General features: G+C 63.7%; 8 protein-coding genes. 6 read left to right on the top strand and 2 right to left on the bottom strand.

Features of this window, described 5'->3' with window-relative positions; all coding sequences use genetic code 11:
- Window position 1 precedes the first annotated feature (1 nt).
- The 4 genes from AC21LY_RS06855 (at window position 2) to AC21LY_RS06840 (ending at window position 6,244) form a co-directional block, all read left to right on the top strand.
- Window positions 2-3,385 (top strand): ATP-binding protein, encoded by a 3,384-nt coding sequence (locus tag AC21LY_RS06855; RefSeq protein ID WP_489045615.1) that lies wholly within the window; start codon window positions 2-4, stop codon window positions 3,383-3,385.
- Between the two features lie 12 nt (window positions 3,386-3,397).
- Window positions 3,398-4,174 carry a PIG-L deacetylase family protein gene (locus AC21LY_RS06850; protein ID WP_489045613.1) on the top strand — a complete coding sequence of 259 codons (777 nt, stop codon included), beginning with the start codon at window positions 3,398-3,400 and terminating at the stop codon, window positions 4,172-4,174.
- Between the two features lie 271 nt (window positions 4,175-4,445).
- Window positions 4,446-5,651, top strand: coding sequence for a prealbumin-like fold domain-containing protein (locus tag AC21LY_RS06845; RefSeq protein WP_489045611.1), 1,206 nt, complete (start codon window positions 4,446-4,448; stop codon window positions 5,649-5,651).
- The gene (locus AC21LY_RS06840; RefSeq protein WP_489045609.1) at window positions 5,651-6,244 is read left to right on the top strand and encodes a class F sortase; all 594 of its coding nucleotides are present in this window, start codon (window positions 5,651-5,653) and stop codon (window positions 6,242-6,244) included. The genes AC21LY_RS06845 and AC21LY_RS06840 overlap by 1 nt, the downstream gene beginning before the upstream one ends.
- Before the next feature lie 25 nt (window positions 6,245-6,269).
- Here AC21LY_RS06840 and AC21LY_RS06835 read toward each other — a convergent pair whose 3' ends face one another.
- On the bottom strand, window positions 6,270-6,458 hold the full coding sequence (locus AC21LY_RS06835; RefSeq protein ID WP_489045607.1) for a hypothetical protein: 189 nt from the start codon (window positions 6,456-6,458) through the stop codon (window positions 6,270-6,272).
- A 357-nt stretch (window positions 6,459-6,815) separates the two neighbouring features.
- Between AC21LY_RS06835 and AC21LY_RS06830 the strand changes: the two genes are divergently transcribed.
- On the top strand, window positions 6,816-7,634 hold the full coding sequence (locus tag AC21LY_RS06830; RefSeq protein WP_489045605.1) for a hypothetical protein: 819 nt from the start codon (window positions 6,816-6,818) through the stop codon (window positions 7,632-7,634).
- A 14-nt stretch (window positions 7,635-7,648) separates the two neighbouring features.
- Complete coding sequence (locus tag AC21LY_RS06825) at window positions 7,649-10,027, top strand: CHAT domain-containing protein (protein WP_489045603.1); 2,379 nt, start codon at window positions 7,649-7,651, stop codon at window positions 10,025-10,027.
- 29 nt (window positions 10,028-10,056) lie between these two features.
- Here the strand turns inward: AC21LY_RS06825 and AC21LY_RS06820 are convergent, their stop codons facing one another.
- A complete protein-coding gene (locus AC21LY_RS06820) occupies window positions 10,057-12,489 on the bottom strand; it encodes a CHAT domain-containing protein (RefSeq protein WP_489045601.1) in 2,433 nt (810 codons plus the stop codon).
- Window positions 12,490-12,512 lie beyond the last annotated feature (23 nt).

The following is a 12,512-nucleotide window of genomic DNA, read 5'->3' as shown; positions in this document are numbered from 1 at the left end:
AGTGACAGTGCGCAGCACCCGAAATCACATGGGCCAGTACCGCCTCACCCGCCTGCAGGTCGTCAACTGGGGCACCTTCGACGGCTACAAGGACTTCCCCATCGATGAGCGGGGCGTGATCCTCACCGGCCCGTCCGGCTCGGGCAAGTCCTCGCTGATGGACGCGCACTCGGTCGTGCTGCTGCCCACCTACGACCAGTCCTTCAACGCCTCCGCGGACATGACGGCGAAGGGCGCCAAGCGCGCCGCCCGCTCGATGGCGGATTACGTGCGCGGCGCGTGGTCGGTCAACGACGACGAGCACCAGCAGTCCAAGGTCCAGTACCTGCGCGGCGACTCGGCCACCTGGTCCGCGGTCGCGGCCACCTACGACAACGGCGCCGGGAACGTCACGACCGCCGTCGCCGTGAAGTGGTTCCCCGGCAGCGGGACCGACGGTGCCTCGCTCAAGTCCTGGTACCAGCTGCACTCCGGCCCGTTCGACCTGCTGGACCTGCAGGACTGGGCCACCGCCGGCTTCGACACCCGCGGCTGGCGCGCCCGGCACAGCGGCGTCGAGTCCTTCGACACCCAGGCCGCCTACCAGGACGCGCTGCGCAGGCGCGTCGGCATCGGCACGTCCAGTGCCGCGCTGGCGCTGCTCGGCAAGGCCAAGGCGATGAAGAACGTCGGCGACCTCGACGCCTTCATCCGCACCTACATGCTGGACCGGCCGCAGACCTACGCCCGCGCGGAACGTCTGGTGGAGAACTTCACCCAGCTCGACGAGGCCTACCGGGCCGCGGCGCGCGCGGAGGCGCAGGAGAAGGTGCTGCGGCCGATGCCGGAGGCGTACGAACGCTACCGCTCGGCCACCGTCGGGACGACGCGCGCGGCGGACCTGCTCGGCGCGCCCGTGCGCTCCTACCTGCGCGGACACAGGCTGCGGCTGCTGCAGGAGCAGATGGACCGGATCGAGGGCGAGCGAGCGAGCATGGACGCGCAGATCGCCCGCTGGGAGGACCGGGCCGAGGAGCGCAAGATGCGCTACAACGACTTGCTGCACCGGCTCCGGCAGGAGCAGGGCGAGGTCGGCGTACTCGAGGCCGAGTTGCAGTCCCGCGAGCTGCAGACCCAGGCCCGGCAGCGCGCCTACGAGCGCTACGCCGCCGCCGTCGAGAAGCTCGGCGAGCGCGCGCCGGAGTCCGCGGAGGAGTTCGCCGCCCTGCGCGAGCAGGTCCCGGGCATCCGCGATCGGGCGACCGAGGCCGCCGAGGCGCTCGCCGCGCGGGTGCACACGGCCTACACCGACGAGTCGGATGCGCGCCGCGCCGTCGAGGCCGTCGACGACGAGCTGTCCGTCCTGGACCGACGGTCGTCCCTGCTGCCGCCCGCGCTGCTGGACCAGCGCGACGCGATCGCCCGCGCCACGGGCGTCCCCGCCGAGGACCTGCCCTACGCAGCCGAGCTGATCGACGTGCTGCCCGCCGAACAGGCCACGTGGGCCGGCGCCGCCGAACGCGTGCTGCGTCCACTCGCCACCACGCTCCTGGTGCCGGCGCGCCACCAGCGGGCAGTCGCCGACCACGTCAACGCCACCCGCGTCCAGGGCGTCCTCACCTACCAGGTGGTCGACGGTGCCGACACCACCCGTCCGGAGCCGGGGTCGCTCGCGACGAAGCTGACCGTGGACACCTCGTCGGAGGCGGGACGGTGGCTCGCCGGCGCGGTCGCCCGGGCCGCGCGGCACGCCTGCGTGGACTCCCCCGCCCAGCTGGAGCGGCATGAGCAGGCGGTCACCCCGGAGGGCCTGGTCAAGAGCGCGGGCGGACGGTTCCGCAAGGACGACCGGCGCGCCGTCGCCGACCGCTCGCAGTGGGTGCTGGGCACCAACACCGGCAGCAAGCGCGAGGCGCTGCAGCGGCGCCGCGACGAGCTGGCCGCGGTGCATGCGAAGGCCGCCGAGGCGTCCGCGACGCTGCGCGACGACCTCGCCGAGCACAAGGCCGTCGCCGACAGCGCCGCAGGGGTCCTCGGCTACACGTCGTGGGCGGAACTGGACCACTGGGCCGCGAAGGCCGAGGCGGAGGAGCTGGCCGACCGCATCTCCGACGCCCGGTCGGGCAACGCCGACCTCGGCGAGCTGGAGCTGCAGGCCGACAACGCCTACGGCGAGCTCGCCGAGGCGCAGACCCGCATCGGCGCGCTGACCGAGACCATGAACCGCGCCGGCACAGAGTTCGACGATCTCCTCGCCGAGTTCGAGAAGATCGACGCCGAGAGCGCCCCCAAGCTCAGAGAGGAGGACGAGGACTTCCTCGCCACGGCGCTGTGGCACCTGCTCACCGCCGACGAGGCCCGCCCCCGCCGGCTCACCCTGGAGACCTTCGGCGAGGTCCGCGCCGATCTCCGCGCCGAGCTGGAACGCCAGCAGGCCGCGGCCACCGCCGAACGTGATGCCGCGGAGGCGCGGATCGTGCGCACCGCGGAGCAGTTCCTCCGCGAGTGGCCGGACGCGTCGACGGAGCTGTCCGCCGAGGCCGCGTCAGCGCCGGACTTCGTCGCGGTGCACGAGAACCTCGTCGCACACGGGCTCGCGGCGGCCACCGAGAAGTTCCGCCGCCTCATCACCACCGACGTCAGTCATTCGGTGTCGAACCTGTTCAAGGAGGTCGACGACACCCACCGGGCCATCACCCGCGGCATCGCCGACGTCAACGCGGGCCTGCGCCGGGTCGAGTTCAACGAGGGCACCTACCTGCAGATCGCCTACGCCGCCCGCCCGACGCCGGAGGCGCAGGAGTTCGCCAAGCTGGTCGACGAGATGGTCCGCGACGCTCCCGCCGCCAAGCGGGCCGAACCCGCCGCCATGGCGGCGCAGTTCAAACGGATCCGCGGGCTCGTGCTGAGGCTCACCGGCGACGACCCCGAGTCCCGTCGGTGGACCGAGAATGTCCTCGACGTGCGCACGGGCTACTCCTTCTACGGCCGGGAGAACGCCGTCGGCGCGGAGCCGGACGCCCCCGCGGTGGTCACCTACCGCAACACCGCCACCAACTCCGGCGGCGAGCAGGAGAAGCTGGTCGCCTTCTGCCTCGCCGCGGCGCTGAGCTTCGCCCTCGGTTCGCACGGCAACTCCGATCCCACGGGATCGAACGAGCCGGCCTTCGCGCCGCTCATGCTCGACGAGGCCTTCAGCAAGTCCGACGAGCGCTTCTCCGCGCAGTCGCTGCGGGCCTTCGAACAGTTCGGCTTCCAGCTGATCATCGCCGCCCCGATCCGCATGGTCGGCATCGTCGAACCCTTCATCGGGCAGGTCATCCTGGTCGACAAACAGGTCACGCCCGACGGTGCCCGATCCGACGCCCGATATGCGACTTTCGGGGAGCTCACCACCGCCCGGTGATATACAGGGCACATGGCCACCGTCGTTGCGCTCAACGCGCACCCGGACGACGAGACGCTCGTCATGGGCGGCACCCTGGCCCTGCTCGCCGCGGCCGGAAACCGGATCGTGCTGGTGGTGGCCACCGACGGGATGATGAACGGCGACGACGAGCCGCACCCGGATCGCCGCCTGGCCGAGCTCAGGGCCGCCGGCGCGGCGCTCGGCGCGGCAGAGGTGCGCTGGCTCGGCTACGCCGACAGCGGCCACGGCGCGGACCTGTACCCGGACCCGCCGGGGCGCGTGCGCCTCGTCCGCGCCGGGATCGAGGGGCCCGCCGAACGGCTGGCGGCGATCCTCCGCGAGGAGGACGCCTCGCTGCTGGTCGGCTACGACGCGGCCGGCGGGTACCGTCATCGCGATCACCTCGCGGTGCACGCGATCGCCCGCCGCGCCGCGGAGCTGACCGGTGTCCGGCTCATTGAGGCCACACTCCCGCGCCACGTGCCGGTGCGCATCGTGACCGCTCTCGCGCGCGTGCGGCTGGTGCCGTCGCGGCTCATCGGCCTGGCACGCACCTGGTACACCCCGTCCGCGCAGATCACTCACCGGATCGACGTCCGCGATCACGTGGCGGCGAAGAAGAGCGCCCTCGCGGCGCATCGGTCCGAACTGGCGAAGTCCGGGCTGCTCATGCGCGCCCTGCGCGTCGCGATCCTGCTGCCCACGCCGGTCCTGGCCCGGCTCATCGGCACCGAGTACTTTCTCGAGCCGGCGGGCCCGACGTCTCCGCCGGATCGACTTGTCTGACCCACGTCCCGTTCCGGGAGTCCGAGCGACCGGACGCAGGTCACGGTTTCCGCGCTGACCGGGGCGATACTCACCGCGACGTCCGACCCGTCGTATCGCGACGCTTCCGATGCCCTGAGCAGGACGATAGCCACCGAGGACGGTGCCGGTGCCGTGGTCGACGCGGTGCACCGGGCAATAACGATCGAATAACACCGCTAACGAAGCGGGCGGCGCCTCCCGATCTCCCTCATATCCGAGCACCGTGGGGAAACGAGACGAGGAGGACGCGATGCGAACCGCGACCGGTACCAACAGAATCCGTCGAGCGCTGGTGATCCCGGCTGCGATCGTGCCGATGCTCGGGCTACTGCCCGGCATCGCCTCGGCGGAGCCGACGACGCCACCACCCGCGCCATCGGCCCCGGCGACGACGACCACGACGACACCCGCACCGTCGACCACCGTGCCCGCACCCGCCCTGGCCACGCCACCGCGAACGGCGGTACCCACGACGACGCCCGGGCCGTCGACCACCACGACGATGCCGCCCCAGGGCCCGCCCGGCCGGCTCACCGTGGGGGCGGTCCGGATCGTGGACACGAACGGCACGGGCGTCCCCGGCGCCACCGCCTACGTGCGGGGTTGCAGTGGCGGGCCCGGCGCGACCCTGTCCGACGGTGGTGCGACCACGGTGACCGGGCACTGCGTCCAGGCGAAGATCGACCGGGTACCGACCAACTGGCGCATCGTGGGTCCCTCGGCGATGACCCGCACCAGCGATACCGGCCGCGTCGAGTTCCGCTTCACCCTCGAGCGCGGCGGCATCGTCCCGCCCACGAGCACCACGCCGCCGCCGACCAAGAACGTCCGCTTCACGCTCTCCGCCCGGGACCAGGACGGCAAGGGCGTCCCGTCCGAGTACGCCGTCGCCGAGTGCGGCACCTGGCGACCGCTGGGCGGCGCCCGCACCGACAGTGCGGGCAACGGAGGCGGAACCTTCCCGCGGGACTGCGTCGCGGTGGTCCCGACCGCGTGGCCGTCGTCGTGCGTGCTGCTCGGCCCCCACGCCTACGCCCGCGTCGAGGGCAACGCCGTCAACCGGCTCGCCTTCCGGTTCCGCTGCGGCGTCACGATCCCGCCCGGCGAGGTCGACACCGAGGGCAGGCTGGTCAAGACGGATCGGATCACCGGTGCGCCGCTGGCCGGGGCGTCGTTCGTGATCGCGCGGTGCGGGTCCGACGAGGCGATCCGCGCCGTCACCACCGGCGCCGACGGCGTCGCGGCCCTCGCGCTCCCGTCCGGCTGCTACCGGGCCATCGAGACGGCCGCACCGGCCGGCTACGTCCGCGACAACGGCGCGGTCCCGTTCGAGGTGAAGCTCACGCCGCGGTTCGAGGTACGGGTGACGAATTCGACGATCGACGCGGCCCCGGTCGTGCGGAACCTCGAGACGCGGGTGCCGATCGCCTCGATCCCGTCGGGGAGGACGGCGTGATGCGCCGCCGGGCCGGGGTGGTCGTGACGGCCACAGCGCTGCTCGCCCTCGCGGGCTGCGGCGGCACCGTGGACGGGACGGCGGCGGCACCGTCGTCCAACCCGAGCGCGCAGAGCGACCTCCGGCCCCCGGTATCGGCCACGGCGTCCGAGCCGACCACGCCGGTGGCCGTCACCGTCGCCGATGCCCGGGCGGTGGTCGACGCGGTGGCGACCGACGCCCAAGGCGCGCTGTACCCGCCGACCGATGTCGCCCGGGTGGGCTGGTGGGTCGACTCAGCGCTTCCCGGCAGCGGTGCGGGTTCGGTCGTCATCACCGGCCACGTCGACGACGCCCGGCAGGGCACGGGATTCGCGAAGCGGTTCTCCGCGCTCGCGCCGGGCACCGAGGTCACGCTGACCGGGAAGGACGGTGCCGCGATCCGCTACCGGGTGATGCGGACGGTGTCGGTCGGCAAGGGCTCACTGCCCAGCGACGACCTGAACCGGCTCGACGGCCCGGAGACGCTGATCCTCGTGACCTGCGGCGGGAGGTTCGTCGGCCCGCCGATGGGCTACGAGAACAACGATCTGGTCTACGCGCAGCGCAGCTGAAGCACCGCACGGAGGGCGGCCGGCGTCACGAGGCGTCGGCCGCCCTCGGCAGCAGCCACCCCCGGTCCGGGGCGACGCTGACGTGCACGCACTGCATCGGCGCGAGGATCTCGTCGGCCGCCAGATCGGCGACCGACGCGAGGCGACGATCCATCACCTCGCGGCGCTGCTGCACGACGCGGCGAGCGGGCGAATGATGCTCGCGGCAACCCAATCTGTCACCTTGCTCAGAGAGTTCTTCATCGCCGAGGTCGCTGTCGTTGATCGGGTCCGCGGAGCGACTGAGGTCATGCGGCCCGATGAATCCGAACTCGAGCAGTGGCTCGACACCTACTCACTCCGGGACCTATGGGAGATGAACCTCCTTCGGAGGCCCCCCGCGCTGCGTCCGCGCCGCGGAGGCCCGTGTGACGGCAGCGTCCATTGCTGCCCAAGTCGAGGGCCAAACGGATACGCTCGGTGCGAGCTATTGCAACAAGGTTCGTCGAGACCGTAACCCAACGTTCGCGCACTAGCAGAAGCCCCACCACGCGGAGCAGACGATGATCCGCAGACGTCTAAGGAAAAACAAATGACCACATTCCCGACCAGCAGAGACATGGGAATTCCTCAGTCGTACGTTCCCCTTGAATTCCCAAGAACCGGAATAAAACCCTTGGACGTGTTCGCTCGTACTGCTAGAAAGACGTTCACGCCGCTCGGGCGAATCGACCAAGTTCTCTCCAATGTAGCAACTGCCGAGGCATCGATTACCATCAGAACGGAGTCGGTCGCAGACATCCTCGCTTCAACTCAGTCTAGGAGCGCGACCGGTGCCGGAATTTCTGTCGCGAACAGCATTGCGCAGCCATTCGGAGGTTCTCTCACAACCAGGGGTGCCCTCAGCCGGGCAGCGCGCGCATCTCTATCTTGGACGGGCGTAACGCTGCGTACGACCGACATATTTCAAATCGACAGTTGGATCAGGGAGTCGCGACGAAATAGGAACTATCCGCTAGCCGTAGAGTTAGCCCGGAATGGCAAGCTATTCATCGCCACCTCTGCATACTACGCAAAGGAGCTCACAATATCACTTGATGACGAAACAAATGCTTCGCTAGACATTTCGCACCAACCGCTTGGCGGCCTGAAAATCGAGCACGAAACGCAAGGATCCGAGAACTTTCGCGCCAAGCTCAGATTCCCTGAAGACACAGAATTCTGCATCGCAGTGCAACTACTCAGGATCTATCCCAACATGCAGCGATACTTCCTCCAAGGATCGCCGAGCACTGCCGCCAACGCCAAGGTCCGGTCTGGTACGCGGGACAACGGCGGGTATCGACCCACGGGCAATATCAATATCGTGAGCAATAGCGGAACGTCTTTGGTTCAATGCCGCGAACAATAGCAGAACTTAAGCGGATGATTCTTCAGTCATCGTCGACACAGCGCTCCGAGCTAGTACTGGAACTCGCTGTGGCGTACTTCAATGACGGCGACAAGATGACCTGCGCGAAATTACTAGAGGACCTGTACCGCTCGCTGGATATCAATGACCCAAAACGTACGATCGTGTCGTACGATATCGGTAACGCGCTGCAACACCGATTTCCCCAGGAAGCTATACACTGGTTTGAGAGATGCATAATACTGGCAGCCTACGCCACCGACGCAAAAAGCTACGATACCTACGCACGATCCGTACACGGCCTCGGACACGCCATCTCATCCGAATGGCTACCGGTGACGGTTTTTTCAACCACAGGCCCCACGGCGGCCCTGTTTCACGAAAATATCACGAAATCGCAACAAGAATCACTTCAGGCCGGCCGTTCGAGTATTGCAGAATATCACGAGCAGGACGTACTGCCGCTACTTCGAAGAGTCCGATCTTTTGGAGAGATGGGAACGACATCCCGCTATCAACTTTCTGCAAAATTCCACGCTCTAGCGATCAGGCTATTCGAAACCGCTCCCGCTGAGATCGAAAACGGCCTAAACAGATTGGGCGTATCTACTGGCGAGCAGCTCGCTCTAGCTCGAGCGTGCTCCGCCGCTGTTCTGTGCACCCTACGCCGTCACACCGACGCGCTTGACGAAATAGAACATGCAATTGGCTACTGGCGTACCATCGCCAGGTCGACGCCGACCGACGAGCTTAGGCACGCGAGCGCGCTCAGTACGCGCGCAATGATTCTCACAGCATTAAACAATCAAGCGGGCGCTGATTCGAATTTTTCAGCAGCAATTTCACTTCTTGCAAGACGTGAACATCTGCCACGCACGGCAAGGGAACTCGCGAATACACTCGAGAGTCAAGCATTGTGCAGACGTTCGCGCGGAGGCAAACGCGAATTGCTCCTCACATCCCGCAAGTACCGGCTTCGCCTTGGTGACTTCCATGAGCTGTCCCGTTGCGACGAAATGATTGCCGATACGTTTCACGGCGATAGCAGTGAGCTGGAATTCCAATGGCGAATCTCGGCCTGGATATCGACTGTCGCATGGAGTGTTCATGTAAATGACGTGGGGCCGTTCCCAACTACCGAAGAGGTTGCCCGGGCCTTAAAGCGGTTATACGACACCTACCTCAGGACTTCGCTCGCCCTACGCATGGTAAACTCCTTACTTGCCCTGGCTTCAGCAAGAAGCACGGCGCAAACAATGGCCAACTTGATTAAGACCACTGATCCGACGGCGCCGATCCATGAGCCACAGGCATGGTCCCACGAAGACATCGAAAGATACCGCAGTGCCAGTCAGTCTCTGTGGCTCACTGCCGGGATGGGCGGCATCTGGATATCGATGTATCGAGGAACAACTGGAAGTTGGGTTTCAAGTATCATCGACGTGGATCTGGATCAGGCGGAATCAAGTCTCAAGTCGATGGTAGCGTCACTTGCCTTGATGCTAGGTAGCGCTGCGCACTTCGACGTGAATGAACGGCTATTCTCGAATCCCAGAAACAACTCGTGGCATTTGAGAGATGTCGCACGACTGATCCCCCCACTGCTGAAATCTGATATGGAATCCGCATCACAGAAAGGCGAGCTACTCGATCTCCGCATCGTTCCTTGTAGTCAGGCAGCCCAGTTGGTACCTTGGCTGATCGTCCCCGTCCGAAGATCGATTGAACGGCCACGTCTGCTTATCGACAACTGCGTGATCGCGTTGGTATGCCCATCGCCAGGTGTCCTCAACAACCAGTACGTGGGAGAAGGAGACGCACCGTCGGAAATGCCAATTGGTGGCAAGATCGCGACCACCGCACCCGAACTTGCGCGAAGCAAGAATCGCCATCTCATAGCCACAAGGACTGACGCACTCCGCGCGATGACCAGTGGAGACTTTCGGATTATACATTTCGGTGGGCACACACTGATGAACGAGAGCGGAGACATGTTTGGAATCCAGTGGGCCCGACGCCAGCGAATATTTGAAAACGATATTGCCCGAATCAAATCGGAAATTACACGATGTGACCTCGTGGTGCTTGCTGGCTGCACCACCGCTTCTGCAATGCAGGATCGATATCATAATTGGGGCGGGCTGTGTCTGGCCTTCCTTTCAAAAGGCATCCCGACAACGATAGGAACAAACTGGGCAGTCCCCGAGACTAGAGAGACTCGAGAGTTCGAAAGGCGACTCCTTGAAGCGCTTGAAAGCGCCGAATCAAGAAAACCCGAACTAGTTCTACGAGATTTACAGATTGGATACCTCGAGGAATTCAGCAATTCGGTACGTAGGCCTCCGTCGCCGCCTGTGACACATTGGCTCCCGTACTACGTGATCGTTCGATGAAAGAACTGATGTCACGCAATCCCTTGTGCCTACGAGCAGTCCGTGCTCCTGCTCTGAATACCAAGTTCTGGATGACAAAATAGGGAATATGCCTTCCAGCTCGGATCTGTGGAGTACCCGCTGTCGCGGGCGTAGAGACGGGCCGCGTGGACCGCCTCTACGAGAGAGTCCCCATCCGCTAGTCTGCCAAAAAATTCTGTCGCGAATAGCTGAGCACAGTTGTCACTGACAGCCCACCGAGTTCCAAGGAACCCTGCGGCCCCATTCCTGAGAAGTACCTCGAACCAAGCAAACGGCGCAAGCGGACCATTTTCGGTTACCGCAGTATTGCACCCATTCGCGAAGACAAACGATCTCGCTGTCGAGATCGATCGTTCAAACCGAATAACGCGAGTTACGTCGATCCCGTGCCGTTCTCCAAACGACAACTGTCCAGTGTCGTCGTCTATATCGCCGTGAGCGCCAATATAGATGAATCCGTTGTCACTAAGGTTATCCAGGGCCGCAGCAAGACTATCCAAAGCAGACACGTTGCAAATCCGCCCGCGACTTTCAAGCGCCTGGCCTATTTTCTCAGCATCCCCATCGAATTCTGTCGCAGTTATGACTTGCACGTCATCGACATACACACTTTGACTCTTGCGTTGCTCAACCGACAAGATGGCTACCGAACACAGTTCACCTAGAGTCTTCGTGGTCCCGTGCCGCCTAAGCGGTAGAGCTTCCCACGGAATATCGTACTCGGCAGTCATGATGGTGATCCGGGGCGTGCGGTCGCCGAGGTCAGGCAGCGGCCATTCGTCGATCCTTAACTGATGACTATAGACCTCCAGTGTTCGATTGATCTCCAGGTCAAGGCGAGCGCGAGTCGCGTCATCTCCGAAATGGTCGAGATAGTCGCGATCTATCACTTCGCGCAATACACACATAGGTGAACGCAGGTCGGAGAGGGTCATCGGGGCTCTAACCAGTTCCGTTACCCGCTTAGACGTGGCGTCCCAACATCGTAGAACAAATTGCCCATCGTGGATCTCAGCGGAGATCACTACATCTGAATCGATTGAATCCACATTGCCTTGAAGAGTATGTCGATCAAATCTTGACGCATTGAGGCCGGTTCGGTCACTGATCGCCTCGAACGTTTGAGAAACAGTTCCGCATGGCTGTCCCGCTAACGCAATCGAGACATTGATCTTTCCGAGATAGGGCACGCGCGCAACGCTGAATGAGTACACGAACATCGCGCCATGAGAGTACACAGCGTCACGCTCGAGCTTTATTGTCGCAGAATCCCCGAAAACTGCAATATCTACCGGCCCAGCATCTATTGCGCTTCTTACTACCACAATAACGGTAAATTCGCTGCCGCAGGTAACGCGCTCCGGCACACTTACAGTAATGCAAGTACCGCTGAGATCAAACTCAGATACTCCCCGTATTCGCTGCCCTCCTAGGACGTCTATATTCTTCAGCGACATGGTCGATACCTGAGTCGCAGCCTCTACAATTATCTCCTCCGGAACAGATATTCGATAGTCGCGGGCCAATGCGAGTCCGCCCACAATAGCGTCATAGATCTCATCGCTCGATCGCAGGTTCGCCGTCCGGGTGGCAGTTCGGAGCAAGCTCTCTACAACTAACTCACGATGGCATTCCGCGAGGTCGTCAATGTGTTCAGCGGCTTTCTTGAACGAGCGGACGGCCTCGAGCCAACTAGATTCCGGCTCGTCTCGATTGCCTGAGTCAAGCAAACCTAACGTCTCATGGAAGTACCCTATCCACATCTCGTGATGGCCGACCCCCGGGAGCAGTTCACGGGCAACCGCCCGTCTGAAGAACAGTACCGAGATTGAATTATATTCTACAAGCGCAGCCGTAGGGAACCAGGCGATTAGATCAGGTACGCTCTCGCAGATGAAGTTGATAGACGTGTCCGTGAAACTCTTGACGCTTTTCTCTCTCGCCTCAGCGTCCTGCTCAAGAAGAGAATTGTACACAAGATATAGGTACAGCGCTTTATGCTCGGTACTTGGAAGCTCCGAACTGGCCAACTGGGCAACGAACGACTTACTCGCCGATACCGTATCGCAGCTAGAATTTATAGCAGAGATATATCCCAAGACAATCTCTTGCGCTTGAGCTGACGTTCCCAAACGTCTCGCAAGTTCAAGCATCGGCCGTGGATTGATGTACCGATTCGGATAAAGTTCGGTGAGTCGGACGATCAGCTCGCATAGACTAGTGGCGTCACGCTCGGATGCTGATGTTATCACGCCATATCGGTAGAGACAGTCAGCAATCTCCTGCACTGCGTCGGAGAGATCCTGGTTCGAATTCGTCGCGCATTCGGCCATGGAGACTGCGATCTGCAGGTCTTGTCGTAGATTCCGCACTACATCGGAGGTGGAGCGATCCTCCTCGAACGCCTCGAACTGTGAGCGAGACAGATCGTCTGCTGACACTGACCTTCCCTCCGTCGCCGGTA

It is taken from the genome of Tsukamurella sp. II2bb (assembly GCF_057815145.1).
Note: the sequence above shows the minus strand (reverse complement) of the source record. Positions and strands in the feature narration are given on the sequence as shown.

Bases quoted from the DNA above. Each gene is read 5' to 3' on its own strand.
- AC21LY_RS06850 (WP_489045613.1), top strand. From the start codon at position 3,398: ATGGCCACCGTCGTTGCGCTCAACGCGCACCCGGACGACGAGACGCTC.
- AC21LY_RS06845 (WP_489045611.1), top strand. From the start codon at position 4,446: ATGCGAACCGCGACCGGTACCAACAGAATCCGTCGAGCGCTGGTGATC.
- AC21LY_RS06840 (WP_489045609.1), top strand. From the start codon at position 5,651: ATGCGCCGCCGGGCCGGGGTGGTCGTGACGGCCACAGCGCTGCTCGCC.
- AC21LY_RS06830 (WP_489045605.1), top strand. From the start codon at position 6,816: ATGACCACATTCCCGACCAGCAGAGACATGGGAATTCCTCAGTCGTAC.
- AC21LY_RS06825 (WP_489045603.1), top strand. From the start codon at position 7,649: ATGATTCTTCAGTCATCGTCGACACAGCGCTCCGAGCTAGTACTGGAA.